This is a genomic window from Blastococcus sp. SYSU DS0510 (genome assembly GCF_054050835.1).
Map to the genome: position 1 here is coordinate 128,835 of NZ_JBJHAC010000002.1, position 16,328 is coordinate 145,162.

Annotated in this window: 15 protein-coding genes and 1 tRNA gene; 9 read left to right on the forward strand and 7 right to left on the reverse strand. The window is 74.8% G+C overall.

Annotation, left to right across the window (positions count from 1 at the left end):
- Positions 1-74 precede the first annotated feature (74 nt).
- Positions 75-914 carry a 16S rRNA (cytidine(1402)-2'-O)-methyltransferase gene (gene rsmI, locus ACI79P_RS02190; RefSeq protein ID WP_456579404.1) on the reverse strand — a complete coding sequence of 280 codons (840 nt, stop codon included), beginning with the start codon at positions 912-914 and terminating at the stop codon, positions 75-77.
- 103 nt (positions 915-1,017) lie between these two features.
- Here rsmI and ACI79P_RS02195 point away from each other — a divergent pair, with 103 nt between their 5' ends.
- Positions 1,018-2,553, forward strand: coding sequence for a dolichyl-phosphate-mannose--protein mannosyltransferase (locus ACI79P_RS02195; RefSeq protein WP_456579405.1), 1,536 nt, complete (start codon positions 1,018-1,020; stop codon positions 2,551-2,553).
- 78 nt (positions 2,554-2,631) lie between these two features.
- Here the strand turns inward: ACI79P_RS02195 and ACI79P_RS02200 are convergent, their stop codons facing one another.
- From ACI79P_RS02200 to galU, 6 genes are all read right to left on the reverse strand, one after another.
- The gene (locus ACI79P_RS02200; protein WP_456579406.1) at positions 2,632-3,276 is read right to left on the reverse strand and encodes a ScbR family autoregulator-binding transcription factor; all 645 of its coding nucleotides are present in this window, start codon (positions 3,274-3,276) and stop codon (positions 2,632-2,634) included.
- Positions 3,277-3,413: 137 nt separating this feature from the next.
- Positions 3,414-3,487 (reverse strand) — tRNA-Ala (locus tag ACI79P_RS02205).
- Between the two features lie 116 nt (positions 3,488-3,603).
- Entirely contained in the window at positions 3,604-4,314 is a 711-nt protein-coding gene (locus ACI79P_RS02210) for a hypothetical protein (RefSeq protein WP_456579407.1), read from the reverse strand.
- A 178-nt stretch (positions 4,315-4,492) separates the two neighbouring features.
- The gene (locus tag ACI79P_RS02215; protein WP_456579408.1) at positions 4,493-5,125 is read right to left on the reverse strand and encodes a GNAT family N-acetyltransferase; all 633 of its coding nucleotides are present in this window, start codon (positions 5,123-5,125) and stop codon (positions 4,493-4,495) included.
- Between the two features lie 11 nt (positions 5,126-5,136).
- Positions 5,137-6,567, reverse strand: coding sequence for a molybdotransferase-like divisome protein Glp (gene glp / locus ACI79P_RS02220; RefSeq protein ID WP_456579409.1), 1,431 nt, complete (start codon positions 6,565-6,567; stop codon positions 5,137-5,139).
- A 115-nt stretch (positions 6,568-6,682) separates the two neighbouring features.
- Positions 6,683-7,603 carry a UTP--glucose-1-phosphate uridylyltransferase GalU gene (gene galU / locus ACI79P_RS02225; protein ID WP_456579410.1) on the reverse strand — a complete coding sequence of 307 codons (921 nt, stop codon included), beginning with the start codon at positions 7,601-7,603 and terminating at the stop codon, positions 6,683-6,685.
- Positions 7,604-7,630: 27 nt separating this feature from the next.
- Between galU and ACI79P_RS02230 the strand changes: the two genes are divergently transcribed.
- The 8 genes from ACI79P_RS02230 to ACI79P_RS02265 all read left to right on the forward strand — a co-directional run bounded on the left by ACI79P_RS02230 (position 7,631) and on the right by ACI79P_RS02265 (position 16,304).
- Positions 7,631-8,221 (forward strand): 5-formyltetrahydrofolate cyclo-ligase, encoded by a 591-nt coding sequence (locus ACI79P_RS02230; protein ID WP_456579411.1) that lies wholly within the window; start codon positions 7,631-7,633, stop codon positions 8,219-8,221.
- 42 nt (positions 8,222-8,263) lie between these two features.
- Positions 8,264-9,601 carry an SLC13 family permease gene (locus tag ACI79P_RS02235; protein ID WP_456579412.1) on the forward strand — a complete coding sequence of 446 codons (1,338 nt, stop codon included), beginning with the start codon at positions 8,264-8,266 and terminating at the stop codon, positions 9,599-9,601.
- A gap of 85 nt (positions 9,602-9,686) precedes the next feature.
- Entirely contained in the window at positions 9,687-10,874 is a 1,188-nt protein-coding gene (locus ACI79P_RS02240; RefSeq protein ID WP_456579413.1) for a CaiB/BaiF CoA transferase family protein, read from the forward strand.
- Entirely contained in the window at positions 10,871-12,391 is a 1,521-nt protein-coding gene (locus ACI79P_RS02245; protein ID WP_456579414.1) for a carboxyl transferase domain-containing protein, read from the forward strand. Before ACI79P_RS02240 ends, ACI79P_RS02245 begins: the two co-directional genes overlap by 4 nt.
- Positions 12,392-12,462: 71 nt before the next feature.
- Complete coding sequence (locus ACI79P_RS02250) at positions 12,463-12,933, forward strand: DUF5313 family protein (protein ID WP_456579415.1); 471 nt, start codon at positions 12,463-12,465, stop codon at positions 12,931-12,933.
- Positions 12,934-12,965: 32 nt separating this feature from the next.
- Entirely contained in the window at positions 12,966-13,415 is a 450-nt protein-coding gene (locus ACI79P_RS02255; RefSeq protein ID WP_456579416.1) for a helix-turn-helix transcriptional regulator, read from the forward strand.
- Positions 13,416-13,420: 5 nt separating this feature from the next.
- Entirely contained in the window at positions 13,421-13,831 is a 411-nt protein-coding gene (locus ACI79P_RS02260; protein ID WP_456579417.1) for a VOC family protein, read from the forward strand.
- Between the two features lie 94 nt (positions 13,832-13,925).
- A complete protein-coding gene (locus tag ACI79P_RS02265; RefSeq protein WP_456579418.1) occupies positions 13,926-16,304 on the forward strand; it encodes an ATP-binding cassette domain-containing protein in 2,379 nt (792 codons plus the stop codon).
- The last annotated feature ends 24 nt before the right edge of the window (positions 16,305-16,328 follow it).

Sequence of the window (16,328 nt, forward strand, 5' to 3'; positions counted from 1 at the left end):
CAGGCGCGGCCGGTGTGCAGTCCCCGGGGTCACCTGCCGCCCGGAGACCCCGGGAAGCGCACAGTGGCGAGGGCTCAGGGGCGCTTGGCGGCGACCACGGCGTCGTAGACGGTCCGCTTGGGCAGCCCGGTGCGCTCCATGACAGCCCGGATCGCGTCCTTGCGGGTCGCGCCGGCGGCCTCCTCGTCGGCGACGGCGGCGGCGAGCTCGGGCCCCGTCAGCTCCAGGGCGCGCGCCGGCGCCCCGGCGACCACCAGCGTGATCTCGCCCTTGACGCCGTCGGCCGCCCACGCGGCCAGCTCGCCCAGCCCGCCGCGCCGGATCTCCTCGTAGGTCTTGGTCAGCTCGCGGCACACCGCGGCCGGCCGGTCCTCGCCCAGCACCGCCGCGGCGTCGGCCAGCGCGTCGGCCAGCCGGTGCGGCGACTCGAAGAAGACCATCGTCCGCCGCTCGTCGGCCAGCGCGGTGAAGGTCGAACGCCGCTCCCCCGCCTTGCGCGGCAGGAAGCCCTCGAAGCAGAAGCGGTCCACGGGCAGGCCCGAGACCGCGAGCGCCGTCGTCACCGCCGAGGGCCCGGGCACGGAGGTGACCTCGATCCCGGCGTCGATCGCCGCCCGCACGAGCGAGTACCCGGGGTCGGAGACCGACGGCATCCCGGCGTCGGTGAGCAGCAGCACCGTGGCACCCGAGGACAGCGCATCGAGCAGCCCGGGCAGGCGCGCCCGCTCCACCGACTCGTGGAAGGTGACCACCCGGCCGGTCAGCGTCACCTCGAGGTCGGCGGCCAGCCGGTGCAGGCGGCGGGTGTCCTCGCACGCCAGGACGTCGGCGCCGGCCATCGCCGCCCGCAGCCGCGGGCCGACGTCCCCGGGTTGCCCGAGGGGCGCCCCACCCAGCACCAGCCGTCCGCTCACCCGCCGAGCCTGTCACGCCCCGCCTCCGCGGCCCGCCTGCAGGGGCCCGGCGGGAGCCTGCGAGTGCCGGGGGGCAGACGGGCCCTGTGTCTACCCTGACCGCATGGCGGTGCTGGCACCCGGGCGGGCGGAGCACGACCCGCAGGGGCCCCCGCGGCCGGCCGGGTCCCGGCTGCGCCGTCCGCCGTTCCCCGCCCGCCACCGCGACGTCGTCCCGCCGCTGCCGGACGACCGGCGGACGGCGTGGACGATCGCCGCCGTCCTCGGCGCCGTGGCGCTGGCCCTCCGGCTCTGGGACATCGGCTACCCCCGCGAACTCGTCTTCGACGAGGCGTACTACCCGCCCGAGGCCCGCGAGCTGCTCGTCTGGGGCTTCGAGTACAACCGCGGCTACTCGTTCATCGTGCACCCGCCGCTGGGCAAGTGGCTGATCGCGCTCGGCGAGCAGCTGTTCGGCTACGACTCCTTCGGCTGGCGCTTCCCCTCGGCCGTGGCGGGCTCGATCGCCGTCGTCCTGCTCTTCCGGCTCACCCGGCGGCTCACCGGCTCCACCGTGATCGGCCTCTTCGCCGGGGTGCTGCTGCTCGTCGACGGCTTCCAGTTCACGCTGTCGCGGATCGGGCTCCTCGACATCTTCCTGCAGGTCTTCGTGCTGGCCGCCGTCTCCTGCCTCGTCGTCGACCGGGACGTCGTCCGCGCGCGGGTGCGGGCGGCTGCGGACGTCGGCGCGACCGGTTTCCGGCTCGGCCCGCGGGGCTGGCGGATCGCCGCCGGCGTCCTCTTCGGCTGCGCCTGCGCGGTGAAGTGGAGCGGCGTCTGGTTCCTCGCCTTCTTCGCCGTCCTCTCGCTGTTCTGGGACCGCTCCGCGTGGCGCGCGGCGGGCGTCCCCCGGCCGACCCGGACGGCGGCCCGCCGCGGGCTGCCCGGCGCGCTGTGGGCGCTGGCCGCCGTGCCGGTGCTGACCTACCTGGCCAGCTTCACCGGCTGGTTCCTCGGCGAGACCTCGCAGGGCAAGGCGTGGGCCCAGCAGAACCCGGAGACGGCGTTCCCGTGGGTGCCCGACGCCCTGCGGTCGCTCTGGCACGAGCACGCCGAGTGGCTGCGCTTCCACAACGGCCTGTCCAGCCCGCACCCGTGGGAGTCCGGGCCGTGGTCGTGGCTGGTGACCGGCCGGCCGATCCTGCTGTGGAACCCCCAGGGGCTCGTCGACGCCGAGGGCGAGCAGGTCATCCGCTACATCCTCATGGTGGGGACGCCGACCCTCTGGTTCCTCTTCGCCCCCGCCACGCTCTGGCTCGCCTGGCGGATCGTCGCCCGGCGGGACCCCGCCGCGGTCCCCGTGGCCGTCGGCATCGCGGCGGGCTGGCTCACCTGGTTCCTCAACCTCGAGCGCACGATGTTCCTCTTCTACATGGCGCCGGTGCTGCCGTTCTTCGTGCTCGCGGTCGCCCTGCTGCTCCAGGACGTCGTCGGCCGCCCGGGCTCCGGCGAGTGGCGCCGGCGCGCGGGGCTGGCCACCGCCTGCGGGTACATCGCGATCGTGGCGGCCACCTTCGCCTTCTTCTGGCCCGTGCTCACCGGGCAGCCGCTCTCCCACCCCGAGTGGGCGCAGCGGATGTGGTTCCCCTCCTGGTTCTGAGCGCTCACCGCCTGCCCGGAGCCGGCACGGTGACGACGACGGCCTCGCCGATCGCGCAGCCGGCGGCCGGCGGCCGGGTCAGACGACCGGCTGGGGACGCAGCTGCGGGAGCACCAACGCCCAGAACGAGTCCAGCCGGCCCTCCAGGTCGCGTCGCGCGCTGAGCTCCTGGGAGACCTGCTGCATGCCGAAGAAGCTCGCCACGATGACCTGGGCGGTGCCGGCCGGGTCGGCGCGCTGGTCGATCTGCCCGCGGGCCTGGCCCTGGGTGATCAGCTGCGCGAGCGCGTGCTGCCAGCCGACGTAGGGCTGCGGCAGCCTCGCCAGCGCCTCGGGGGGCAGCTCCGCCATGAGGCGCTTGGCGGCGCGGGTGACCGGGTCGGTCGCGAACTGCCGCCCCGCCACGTAGGTGACCGCGACCAGGGCGTCGAGCGCGTCGTCGTGGGAGTCGATGACGCCGCGCAGCAGGACCGGCCAGGTCTCGAACATCTGGTGGACGACCGCGACCGCCACGCTCTCCTTGGACTCGAAGTGCCAGTAGAGGGCGCCCTTGGTCATGCCGGTGCCCGCGACGATGTCGTTCAGCGAGGTGGCCGCGTAGCCGCGCTCGCCGAACTCCCGGGCGGCGACGTCGAGGATCAGCTGCCGGGTGGCGGCGCTGTCGCCGGCGCGCCCGCGGGCGCGCCGGGGCGCCGGGGAGGCCCCGACCTGTGACCCAACCATCGAAGCGCCTCCCGTGGGGGCCGTCCCGCCCCGTGTCGCCGGGCAGCGTAGCGGTCTGGGCGGCGGATCGGGCCCCCGTCGGAACGACGACGGCGCCGCCGGGGAGGAATCCCCGACGGCGCCGACCATCGTGTGGGTGGAGCTGAGGGGATTTGAACCCCTGACCCCCTCGATGCGAACGAGGTGCGCTACCGGTCTGCGCCACAGCCCCCAGTGCTGGGTCGAAGAGTACCGCCCGCCCGCTCCGGCCCCGCCACCGGGGGCGGGGCCGGCCCCGTGCAGGCCCCGCCGCGAGCGTGCGAACGGTGGGGGGCGGGGGGTGCGTCTTCAGCCGTTGGCCGCCCGGGCGGGGCGGTACTCGTCGATGTCGGCGAAACCGATGTCGTCGTCGTCCAGCCCGACCACCGCGCTGTTCTGCCAGCCGGCCGGCGCGGGGGTGCGCGCGGCGACCACGCGCCCGGGGCGCAGGGCGTGCACGGGGGCGAGCGGGACGCTGGGGTGCGGCAGGACGGGCAGCGCCTCCTGGGCGACGGTCTCGTGCACCTCCGGCGACGTGCGCTGGGCCGGCGCGGGCCGGGCGGCCGGGCGGGCCGGCGCCCGGAGGGACTCCCGCGCCGCGGCACGGGCGGCGCGGCGCGCGGCCAGCCGCTCACGCCGGGCGACCTTGCGCAGCACCAGCACGTAGCCCGCGGTCGCGACGGTGGCGATCGCCTGGAGGATCCACAGCCACGGCGTCAGCAGCAGCGCGCCGGCCAGCGACGCCAGGGTGAGCAGCACCAGGCCGCCCAGCACCCGGCGGCGCAGCGCGTGCACGTCCACCTTCAGCTCCCCCGTGGTGCGCAGGACCTCGCGGTCGATCGACACCCGCTCGGTCGCCGCGTGACGCACGGGGTCCACCGCGCGACGCCGCTGCAGGGTCCGCCCCGAGTCGGCAGGCTCGAGCCGGCCGTCCTGCCCGTCGCCGCGGGTCACCACCATGGGCACCAGCACGACGAACCACAGCACGACCAGAGCGGCCAGCAGCACACCCGATCCCATACGACACCACCTGTCACATCAGTCACTCGCCGGGCGAGGTTATGCAGGCCGGAGGTCGGTGTCCGGGAGGCGCGCGGGTGTGTCGCCGACGTGTTGTGGGACCGGTGTGACGGGAGACGGCGTGTCACCCGCGGCCACCTCCGCACCGGCCACCGTGCGTGCTATCCCGACGAGCCGATCAGTCGACGGGTCGACCCGGGGCGGACCGCTCCCAGCGCTCCAGCACCCCGCGCGGCAGGTCCTCGGCGAGCAGGGCGTAGCTCAGGTGGTCGCGCCAGTCGCCGTCGATGTCGAGGTAGCGGCGCAGCAGCCCCTCGCGCCGGAACCCCAGCCGCTCCACCAGCCGCTGGCTGGGCCCGTTCTCCGGGCGGATGTCGGCCTGCAGCCGGTGCAGCCCCGCCGGCCCGAAGGCGTGGTCGCACACCAGCGCCACCGCCAGCGAGGCGACGCCGCGGCCGGCCACCGAGCGGTCGATCCAGTAGCCCAGGTACCCGGTGCGCAGCGCGCCCCGGACGATGTTGTCGACCGTCACCTGACCGGCCAGCCGCCCCTCGACCCGGACCGCGAAGGGCAGCGAGGTGCCCACGCGGGCGCGGCGGGCCATGACCCGCCGCATCGCCCGGTAGGCCGCCGGGCTGTGCCGGTCCTGCCAGGAGACGGCGGCGGTCGGCTCCCAGGGGCGCAGCCAGTCCTCGTTGGCCAGCCGCAGGGCGCTCCACTCCGCGGCGTCGCGGCGGCGCAGCGGGTGCAGCTCCACCGGCCCCCGGGCGAGCTGCGCCGGCCAGCCGGGGTGCAGCAGCGGATCGGTCACGGCGGGCGCGGTCAGCCGCCGAGCAGCAGCGGCATGACGGTGACCAGCCCGCCGGCGGCCACCTCGGTGACGTCCTCGTCGATGACGATCAGGCAGTTGGCGCGCGCCATCCGCGCCAGCAGGGCGTCGGTGGCCTCGCCCACGGGTTCGACGACGTAGCCGCCGTCGGGGTGTCGCATGACGCTGCCGTGCAGGTACTGGCGGTAGCCCAGCGGCGAGAGCAACTGCTGGCCGGAGATGGCCTGCACCGTGCGCCGGAACAGCTGCCGCTTGCCGAGCATCAGGCGGATGGAGGGGCGGACGAACACCTCGAAGGAGACCAGCGCCGCGACCGGCTCCCCGGGGATGCAGATGACCGGCACCTCGTCGCGCCCCAGCCGGCCGAAGCCCTGCGCGGGGCCGGGGTGCATGGCCACCTGGCGGAAGCGCATGTCCCCGAGCGCGCCCAGCGCCTCCTGCACCATGTCGAACCCCGAGCCGGTGAAGGTGCCCGAGATGAGCACCAGGTCGCTGCGCAGCAGCTGGCTCTCGAGCACCTCGGCCAGCCGCCGCTGATCGCCCGGCAGGATCCCCCACCGGTAGGCGTCGGCGCCGGCGTCGCGGGCGGCCGCCGCCAGTGCGTAGCTGTTGACGTCCACCACCTGGCCCGGCGCCAGCGGGGAGCTGATGTCCACCAGCTCCGTGCCGGCGCTCAGCACCGCGACCCGGGGTCGGGGACGGACGAGGACGCGGTCGCGCCCGACGGCGGCCAGCAGGCTGATCTGCGCGGGCCCGATCGGGGTGCCGACGTGCACGGCCGGGTCCCCCGGGGCGACGTCGTCACCGGTGAGCCGCACGTAGCTGCCCACCGGCGGCCCGGCCTGGACGGCGACCCGCGCCGCGCCGTTGTCGGTCCACACCGCCGGGACGACGACGTCGGCCCCGGACGGCAGCATCGCTCCCGCGGCGACCCGCATCGCCAGCCCCGGGCCGATCGACGACGGCCCGCTGGCCCCCGCCACGCTCTCCCCCACGACGGGCAGCTCCGCCGGGCGGGCGACGGTCGCGTCGGCGACGTCCTCGGCCCGCACCGCGTAGCCGTCGAGGGCGGCCTGGTCGAAGGCCGGCAGCGCCCGCTGGCTGACGACGTCCTCGGCGCAGAGCAGGCCCTGCGCGTCGAGGACGGCGAGCTCGATCGGGTCCGGCTGCGGCACCGCGGCGAGGATCTCGTCGAGGTGCCGCTCGACGGTGCGCACGTGGGGGGAGGCGTCGGAGCGGCCGTCCGCCGGCAGCGGCACCGGTCCGGTGAGCGCCCGCTGCGCCGGCACCGGCTCGGCGGCGGCCGGCGTGCCGGCGACCGGGCCGGTGCGCCGGGGCGAGGCCATGGGCATGTCGACCTGCGCGGTGTCCCGGTGCCCCCGGAACTCCCCGCCGTTGCTGCCGTCGTCGCTCTGCCCGAGCATCCTCACCACCGTCGTCCCGCCGTGCCGTCTCCCGGCACCGGCCCCCGCGGCAGCGCCGGCCCCGGACGGGGCCGGCGTCGTGCCACGGGTCCGATCGTGCCCTCGCGGGCGCCGGTCAGGACGACGACGCGCCCTCGGCGGGCAGCTCGGTGACGAACTCGCGCAGCCAGCCGCGGAGCGACGGACCCAGGTCCTCGCGCTCGCTGGCCAGCCGGATGACCGCCTTGAGGTAGTCCAGCTTGTCGCCGGTGTCGTAGCGGCGGCCGCCGAAGACGACGCCGTGGACGGGCTCACCGCGCTCGACGAGGGTGGCCAGGGCGTCGGTCAGCTGGATCTCGCCACCCCGCCCGGGCGCGGTCTCGCGCAGCACGTCGAAGATCTCCGGCGCGAGCACGTAGCGCCCGATGATCGCCAGGCTGCTGGGGGCCTCGTCGACGGGTGGCTTCTCGACCAGGCCCGTGACGGCGACGACGTCGGCGCCGTCGACGGTCGGCTCGACGGCCACGGCGCCGTACTTGTCGATGTTCTCCCGGCCGACGTCGAGCAGGGCGATCACCGAGCCGCCGTGCTCGGCCTGGACGGCCAGCATCTGCTCCAGCAGGTGGTCACGGGCGTCGATCAGGTCGTCGCCGAGGAGCACGGCGAACGGCTCGTCGCCGACGAAGGCGGCCGCCTGCAGCACCGCGTGACCCAGCCCGCGGGCCTCGCCCTGGCGCACGAAGTGCACCTGCGCGACCTCGGTGGACTCGTGCACGGCGGCGAGGCGACCGGCGTCGCCCTTCTTCTCCAGCGCGATCTCGAGCTCGGGGGTGCGGTCGAAGAAGTCCTCGATGGCCGCCTTGCCGCGGCCGGTGACCATGAGCACCTCGGGCAGCCCGGCGCGGGCGGCCTCCTCGACGATGTACTGGAGGGCCGGCCGGTCGACGACCGGGAGCAGCTCCTTCGGGACGGCCTTGGTGGCCGGCAGGAAGCGGGTGCCCATTCCTGCGACGGGGATGACCGCCTTCCGGGCCGTACGGGTGAGGGGCATCGACATGTGGGGCAGCCTATCTAGGCTGCGTCGGTGAGCACCTCGCCCGCGGAGGCCGCCGCCAAGGCCGCGCTCCGCGCCGAGCTGCTGGGACGCCGCGCGGCCCGCCCTGCCGACGAGCGGACGGCGGCCGCGCGGGCGGTCGCCGCCACGCTGGCCGACCGGCTCGCCGGAGTACCCACCGTCGCCGCGTTCGTGCCCGACCCGGCCGAGCCCGGGCACGGCCGGCTCCCGGCCGCGCTGGCCGGCCGCGACCGCCTGCTGCTCCCCGTCGTGCCCGCCCGCGGCCGGGAGCTGGACTGGGCGGTGCACACCGGCGAGCTCGCGCCGGGCCGGTTCGGGCTGCTGGAGCCGGTCGGGCCGCGGCTGGGCCCGGCCGCGCTCGCCGCGGCCGGCGCCGTCGTCGTCCCCGCGACGGCGGTCGCCCGGGACGGGACGCGGCTGGGCCGCGGCGGCGGGTACTACGACCGCGCCCTGCGGCATGCCCGCCCCGGGGCGGTCCTGGTGGCGGTCGTGTTCGACGACGAGGTGGTCGACCGGCTGCCGGGCGAGCCGCACGACGTGCGGGTGACGGCGGTGGTCACGCCGTCCGGTGGATGGCAGGCGCTACCGGCGAGTCACTGACACAGTGAGCGAGCCGCAGCCCCGGACCTGGTGGGAGTGACCGTGTCGCCCGAGATCGTCACCATCCTGGCGCTGGTCGTGATCTTCGCGATCGCGACCTTCCTGCCGATCAACATGGGGGCGCTGGCGTTCGTCGCCGCCTTCGTCGTGGGCACCCTCTCGGTGGGGCTGACCACCGACGACATCATCAGCGGGTTCCCCGCCGGCCTGGTGCTGACGCTGATCGGGGTCACCTACCTGTTCGCCATCGCGCAGAACAACGGCACGGTGGACCTGCTGGTCCGGGGCGCGGTGAGGATGGTCGGCGGCCACGTGGCGGCCATCCCGTGGATCATGTTCGCCGTCACCGCCGTCCTCACGGGCATCGGCGCGCTGTCGCCGGCGGCGGTCGCGATCATCGCCCCCATCGCGCTCACCTTCGCCGCCCGGCACGAGATCAGCCCGCTGCTGATGGGGATGATGGTCATCCACGGCGCCCAGGGCGGCGGCTTCTCCCCCATCAGCGTCTACGGCGTCACGGTGAACACCATCGTCGAGGACGAGGGGCTGCCGAGCAGCCCCCTGGCGGTCTTCCTCGGGGCGCTGCTCTTCAACATCGCGATCGCCCTGGTCCTGTTCTTCGCGCTCGGCGGCCGGAAGCTCCTGGGCCGCAAGGTCGCCGCCGAGCCGATCCCGCACGGCGAGCACGCCCACGGCACGGTGGTGCGCGGCCACGGCGCCGCGCCCGGGCCCGCCGTCGGCGGGGACGACGACGAGCACATCCACCCCGACCGCCCGTCGCCGGTGCGCTTCGAGCAGGTGCTCACGCTGATCGGGCTGGTCGTCGTCGCCGTCCTGGCGCTCGCCTTCGACCTGGACATCGGCTTCGTCGCGATCACCGTCGCCGTCGTCCTGGCGCTGTTCTCCGCCCAGCAGCACAAGGGCGCGGTCACCCAGATCAGCTGGTCGACGATCCTCCTGATCGCCGGCGTCCTGACCTTCGTGTTCGTCCTCGAGGAGGCCGGCACGATCGACTACGTCGGCGACGCGGTCATCGGCCTCGGGGTCCCGCTGCTCATCGCGCTGCTGCTGGCCTACATCGGCGGCGTCGTCTCGGCCTTCGCGTCGTCGACGGCGATCATCGGCGTCGCCATCCTCCTCGCGGTGCCGTTCCTCGAGGCCGGGGCCATCAGCGCGATCGGCGTGGTGGTCGCCCTGTCGGTGGCCTCCACGATCGTCGACGTGAGCCCGTTCTCGACCAACGGCGCGCTGGTGCTGGCCAACGCGCAGGACATCGACCGCGACCGCTTCTACAAGCAGATCCTGGCCTACGCCGCGATCGTGGTGGCCGTCGGGCCGCTGCTGTCGTGGCTGGTCTTCGTCGTGCCCGGCTGGCTGTGACCCGGCCGGCCATCGATGTCTCAGCGCTGAGACACTTCCGGGGCGCAGCCATCGGAGCCGCACCCCCCGAGCGAGGGAGCACACCATGCCCGGACCGCTGGACGGCGTCCTCGTCGTCGACCTCACCCGCGCCCTCGCCGGGCCGCACGCCGCGATGATGCTGGGCGACCTCGGCGCCCGCGTGATCAAGGTCGAGACGCCGGGGACCGGTGACGACACCCGCAGCTGGGGGCCGCCCTTCGTGACCCCCGAGAGCGGGGACCGGGAGTCCACCTACTTCCTCTCGACCAACCGCAACAAGGAGTCGATCACCCTCGACCTCAAGGACGAGGGCGACAAGACCGTGCTCACCGGGCTGCTCCAGCGCGCCGACGTGCTGCTGGAGAACTTCCGCCCGGGCACGCTGGCCCGCCTGGGCTTCGGCACCGACGTGCTGGCCGAGCTCAACCCGCGGCTGGTGACGCTGGCGATCAGCGGATTCGGCCACGACGGCCCCGAGGGCGGTCGCGCGGGGTACGACCAGATCGCCCAGGGAGAGGGTGGGCTGATGTCGCTCACGGGCTCGGGGCCCGACGACCCGCAGCGGGTCGGCGTGCCCATCGGCGACCTGCTGGCCGGCATGTACGGCGCCTACGGCGTCCTCGCCGCGCTGATCGAGCGGGGCCGCACCGGCCGCGGGCAGGTGGTGCGCACCTCGCTGCTCGCCGCGATCGTCGGCGTGCACGCCTTCCAGGGGACGGCGTGGACCGTGGCCGGCAAGGTCGGTGCCGCGCAGGGCAACCACCACCCCTCGATCGCCCCCTACGGGCTCTTCCACTGCCAGGGCGGCAGCGTCCAGGTGGCGTGCGCCAACGACTCCCTCTGGCGGAAGCTCTGCGCCGAGTTCGGCTTCGACCCCGAGGCTCCCGGGATGGCGACGAACGGCGACCGGGTGGAGCACCGCGAGGAGGTGATCGCGCTCCTCGAGGGCGCGTTCGCCGACATCCCCGCCGAGGACCTGCTGGACCGGTTGGCCAAGGTCGGCATCCCGTCGGGCAAGGTCCGCACGATCGACGAGGTCTACGGCTGGGACCAGGCGCTGTCGCAGGGGCTGCTGGTCGACGTCGACCACGCCACCCTGGGCCGGCTGCAGCTGCCCGGCCCGCCGCTGCGCTTCTTCGCCGCCGGGGCCGACGGCGAGACCGAGACCACGCGCCGGGAGCACTCGGCTCCCCCGGTGCTGGGCGCCGACGGCGAGGCCATCCGCGCCTGGCTGAACGGCCCCGCCACGTGACCGCCCGGCCGGACGCCCGGACGCTGCGCGACCTCGTCCTCGACCCGGGGTCGTGGCAGTCGTGGGACTCCCCCGTCCCGCCCCGCGACGTGGCGGACGGCTACGCCGCCGAGCTGGCCCGCGCCGCGGAGAAGTCACGGCAGGACGAGTCGGTCATCACCGGTGAGGGCCGGCTGCGCGGCCGCCGCGTCGCCGTCGTCGCCGGCGAGTTCGGCTTCCTCGCCGGCTCCATCGGGGTGGCCGCCGCCGAGCGGCTGATCGCGGCGGTGGAGCGGGCCACCGACGAGGGGCTGCCGCTGCTGGCGGCGCCGGTCTCCGGGGGCACCCGCATGCAGGAGGGCACGGTCGCCTTCCTGCAGATGATCGGGATCACCGCCGCCATCGCCCGGCACAAGGAGGCGGGGCTGCCCTACCTGGTCTACCTCCGCCACCCGACCTTCGGCGGCGTGCTGGCCTCCTGGGGGTCGCTCGGTCACGTCACCATCGCCGAGCCCGGCGCCGCCATCGGGTTCCTCGGGCCGCGGGTCTACGAGGCGCTCTACGGCGAGCCCTTCCCCGAGGGCGTGCAGACCGCGGAGAACCTGGCCGCCCGCGGTCTCATCGACGCCGTGGTCCCGCACGACCAGATCGCCGACGTCGCCGACCGCGCGCTGCGGGTGCTCTCGGCCCGGCAGACCTGGCACCTCGACGTCCGGGACGCCGAGCGGCCGACCGCCGAGGACGGCACCGACGCCGACGACCCGGAGGACGGGCGCAGCGCGTGGGAGGTCGTGACCGCGTCGCGGAGGGAGGACCGCCCTGGCGTCCGGCGGCTGCTGCGGACCGCGGCCACCGACGTCGTCGGTCTCTCCGGCACCGGCGCCGGCGAGAAGGACCCCGGGCTGCTGCTGGCGCTGGCCCGCTTCGGCGGGGCGCCCTGCGTCGTGCTGGGGCAGGACCGGCGCGGCCAGTCGCTGTCGGCGCCGCTGGGGCCGGCGGCGCTGCGCGAGGCGCGCCGCGGGATGCACCTGGCCGAGGAGCTGCGGCTGCCGCTCGTCACGCTCATCGACACCCCCGGCGCGGCGCTCTCCCGCGAGGCCGAGGAGGGCGGCCTGGCCGGGGAGATCGCCCGCTGCCTGCACGACCTGGTGGTGCTCAAGGCGCCCACCCTGGCGGTGCTGCTGGGCCAGGGCACCGGCGGCGGCGCGCTGGCGCTGGTGCCGGCCGACCGCGTCCTCGCCGCGGCGAACGGCTGGCTGGGCCCGCTGCCGCCGGAGGGCGCGAGCGCCATCGTGCACCGCACCGTGGACCGCGCCGACGAGATGGCCGCGCACCAGGGCGTGCGCGCCACCGATCTGTGGCGCGCCGGGATCGTCGACCGGGTGGTGCCCGAGCGGCCCGACGCGGCCGACGAGCCGGTCGAGTTCTGCCTGCGGCTGGGCCGGGTGCTGGGCGAGGAGCTGGCCGGGCTGCTCGGCCGCGACGACACCGAGCGGTTCCGCACTCGGCTGCACCGCTACCGCCACCTGGGCCGTTGACCTCCCGGGAGCTGAGCCAGGACGGCGCGGGGGGCGACCACCGGCGCCGGTGACCCTGGGACGATGGCGGGGTGAGCGACGGCGACGCGGGTCCGAGGACGCCCGGGGACGACGGCCGCGCCCCCGTCGTCCGCCCGGCTCCCCACCGGTGGTTCTGGTACGCCCTCGGCGGCCGCCTGCCCGAGCGCCACCGGGGCTGGGTCCTGCACGACACCACGACCGGGACGTGGTGGGCCCGGCACGTCCTCCGGACCCTGGTCCAGCTGGCCGTCCCCATCGCGCTCGTCGTGGCGTTCCTGCCCGCGCCGCTGGGGCTGCGGCTGGCGGTCGCGGGCGGTGGGATCTTCCTGGGCCTGATCTTCTCGCTGGCCTACATGCCCGAGACCACCGAGAACCGCGTGGTGAAGGCCGGCTACCCCGCCGGCACCGCGACCGCCGCCCGGGAGCGTGCCGGGCTGGTCGCCCAGCAGCGCGAGACGGAGCGGAAGCGGGCGGCGGCGGCCCGGCGGGCCGCCCGCTACCGGGAGCGCCAGGACCGCTGACGCGGCGGCGAACGCGTGGCACGATCCGGCCCGTGACCAGCGGACCGGCCGCCGACCCGCACCTGCGCGACCTCGTGCGGCTGCGCCGGGTCAAGGACCGGATCGACCGCGAGTACGCCCGGCCGCTGGACGTTGCCTCGCTCGCCCGTGGGGCCCACATGTCGGCCGGCCACCTCAGCCGGGAGTTCAAGCGCGCCTACGGCGAGTCCCCCTACGCCTACCTGATGACGCGGCGCATCGAGCGCGCGATGGCGCTGCTGCGGCGCGGCGACCTGACCGTCACCGAGGTCTGCTTCGCGGTGGGCTGCTCGTCGCTGGGCACCTTCAGCACCCGGTTCACCGAACTGGTCGGCGTACCGCCGAGCACCTACCGGCGGGAGGCGGCGGAGGCGACCTCCGGCATCCCGTCGTGCACGGCGAAGCAGGTCACCAGACCGGTCAGGAATCGAGAAGCGCCGGCACCCGCCGCGTCCCTAGCGTGATCGCCATGGATCTCACCGTGCACCACGCCTTCCTCCCCCACGACGACCCCGAGGCCTCCCTGGCCTTCTACCGCGACGCCCTGGGCTTCGAGCTGCGCAACGACGTCGGCTACGAGGGCATGCGCTGGCTCACCGTCGGCCCGGCCGACGAGTCGGCGACCTCGATCGTGCTCCACCCGCCGACCGCCGACCCCGGGATCACCGAGGACGAGCAGCGGACCATCGCCGAGATGATGGCCAAGGGCACCTACGCCTCCGTCGTCCTGGCCACCAAGGACCTCGACGCCGCCTTCGACCGGATCCAGGCCACCGGCGCCGAGGTGATGCAGGAGCCGACCGAGCAGCCCTACGGCATCCGCGACTGCGCGTTCCGCGACCCGGCCGGCAACACCGTCCGCATCCAGCAGCTCCGCTGAGAAGCGGGCGTCCCCGCAGTCATCCCTGTCGGACATCGTTGGTAGACACCGGGCCCTCGCCACATCGGCGGGGGCCCGGACGGACGGAGGCACGATGAGCACGGTGACCGAGCCGGACGCGGTGCGCGCCGCCGCCGACAGCCACGACCTGATCCGGGTGGTCGGGGCGCGGCAGAACAACCTCAAGGACGTCAGCGTCGAGATCCCCAAGCGGCGGCTCACGGTGTTCACCGGCGTCTCCGGGTCGGGCAAGAGCTCGCTGGTGTTCGGCACCATCGCCGCCGAGTCGCAGCGGATGATCAACGAGACCTACAGCGCGTTCGTGCAGGGCTTCATGCCCTCGCTCGCCCGGCCCGACGTCGACGTCCTCGAAGGGCTGACGACGGCGATCATCGTCGACCAGGAACGGATGGGTGCCAACCCGCGCTCCACCGTGGGCACGGCCACCGACGTCAACGCGATGCTGCGGATCCTCTTCAGCCGGCGCGGGGAGCCCAGCCTGGGCTCGCCGAACGCCTACTCCTTCAACATGCCCTCGGTCTCGGCCAGCGGGGCGATCACCGTCGACCGCGGCGCCGGCAGCAAGGCCGAGAAGGTGACCTTCACCCGCCTCGGCGGCATGTGCCCGCGCTGCGAGGGCATGGGGTCGGTCAACGACATCGACCTGACCGCGCTCTACGACGACTCGAAGTCGCTCGCCGACGGCGCCCTGACGGTGCCCGGGTTCAGCATGGACGGCTGGTACGGCCGCCTCTTCGCCGGCGCCGGCCTGCCCATGGACAAGCCGATCCGCGAGTTCACGAAGAAGGAACGGCACACCCTCCTCCACGCCGAGCCCACGAAGATCAAGGTCGAGGGGATCAACCTGACCTACGAGGGCCTGATCCCCAAGATCCAGAAGTCGATGCTCAGCAAGGACGTCGACGCGCTGCAGCCGCACGTCCGGCGCTTCGTCGAGCGCGCGGTGACCTTCGAGACCTGCCCGGACTGCGACGGCACGCGGCTGAGCGCCGAGGCCCTGTCGTCGAAGATCCGCGGCAAGAACATCGCCGACCTCTGCCGCATGCAGATCAGCGACCTCGCCGCCTGGCTGCGCGAGCTGGACGACCCCGGGGTGGCGCCGCTGCTGGCCGGGCTGCAGCACACCCTCGACTCCTTCGTCGAGATCGGGCTGGGCTACCTCTCCCTGGACCGCCCGGCGGGCACCCTCTCCGGCGGCGAGGCGCAGCGCACCAAGATGATCCGCCACCTCGGGTCCTCGCTCACCGACGTCACCTACGTCTTCGACGAGCCCACCATCGGCCTGCACCCGCACGACATCCGGCGGATGAACGACCTGCTCCTGCGGCTCCGCGACAAGGGCAACACCGTGCTGGTGGTCGAGCACAAGCCGGAGACGATCGCGATCGCCGACCACGTCGTCGACCTCGGCCCGGGCGCCGGCACCGCGGGCGGCGAGGTGGTGTTCGAGGGCAGCGTCGAGGAGCTGCGCCGCAGCGGCACCCTGACCGGCCGCCACCTCGGTGACCGGGTGCGGCTCAAGCCGGAGGTGCGCACCTCCACCGGCGCGCTGGAGATCCGGGGGGCGCGGCAGAACAACCTGCGCGGCGTCGACGTCGACATCCCCACCGGGGTGCTGACCGTCGTCACCGGCGTGGCCGGGTCGGGCAAGAGCTCCCTCATCCACGGCAACCTCGCCGGGCGGGAGGGCGTGGTGGTCGTCGACCAGTCGGCGATCCGGGGGTCGCGCCGGTCCAACCCGGCCACCTACACCGGCCTGCTCGAGCCGATCCGCAAGGCGTTCGCCAAGGCCAACGGCGTGAAGCCCGCGCTGTTCAGCGCCAACTCCGAGGGCGCCTGCCCGACCTGCAACGGCGCCGGCGTCATCTACACCGACCTCGGGGTCATGGCCACGGTCGAGTCGACCTGCGAGGAGTGCGAGGGCAAGCGGTTCCAGGCCGCCGTGCTCGAGTACCGCCTGGGCGGCCGGAACATCGCCGAGGTGCTCGCGATGAGCGTGGCCGAGGCGGAGGAGTTCTTCGGCGGCGGCGACGCCCGCACGCCCGCCGCGCACGCGATCCTCGACCGGCTGGCCGACGTCGGGCTGGGCTACCTCACCCTGGGCCAGCCGCTCACCACCCTCTCCGGGGGTGAGCGCCAGCGGCTGAAGCTGGCCACCCGCATGGCGGAGAAGGGCGGAGTCTACGTCCTGGACGAGCCGACGACCGGCCTGCACCTGGCCGACGTGGAGAACCTGCTCGGCCTCCTCGACCGGCTGGTGGACTCCGGGACGACCGTGATCGTCATCGAGCACCACCAGGCGGTCATGGCGCACGCCGACTGGATCGTCGACCTCGGCCCGGGCGCCGGATCCGAGGGCGGCCTGGTGGTCTTCGAGGGGCCCCCGGCCGACCTGGTCGCCGCCCGGTCCACGCTCACCGGGGAGCACCTCGCCGAGTACGTCCCCGCCTGACGACCGAGCGAGGCCGCTATCATC

What these genes read in the sequence shown, in the direction of transcription:
- galU (WP_456579410.1), bottom strand. Translation starts at nt 7,603, where the DNA reads ATGTCGATGCCCCTCACCCGTACGGCCCGGAAGGCGGTCATCCCCGTC.
- ACI79P_RS02260 (WP_456579417.1), top strand. Translation starts at nt 13,421, where the DNA reads ATGGATCTCACCGTGCACCACGCCTTCCTCCCCCACGACGACCCCGAG.
- glp (WP_456579409.1), bottom strand. Translation starts at nt 6,567, where the DNA reads ATGCTCGGGCAGAGCGACGACGGCAGCAACGGCGGGGAGTTCCGGGGG.
- ACI79P_RS02265 (WP_456579418.1), top strand. Translation starts at nt 13,926, where the DNA reads ATGAGCACGGTGACCGAGCCGGACGCGGTGCGCGCCGCCGCCGACAGC.
- ACI79P_RS02200 (WP_456579406.1), bottom strand. Translation starts at nt 3,276, where the DNA reads ATGGTTGGGTCACAGGTCGGGGCCTCCCCGGCGCCCCGGCGCGCCCGC.
- ACI79P_RS02210 (WP_456579407.1), bottom strand. Translation starts at nt 4,314, where the DNA reads ATGGGATCGGGTGTGCTGCTGGCCGCTCTGGTCGTGCTGTGGTTCGTC.
- ACI79P_RS02240 (WP_456579413.1), top strand. Translation starts at nt 9,687, where the DNA reads ATGCCCGGACCGCTGGACGGCGTCCTCGTCGTCGACCTCACCCGCGCC.
- ACI79P_RS02195 (WP_456579405.1), top strand. Translation starts at nt 1,018, where the DNA reads ATGGCGGTGCTGGCACCCGGGCGGGCGGAGCACGACCCGCAGGGGCCC.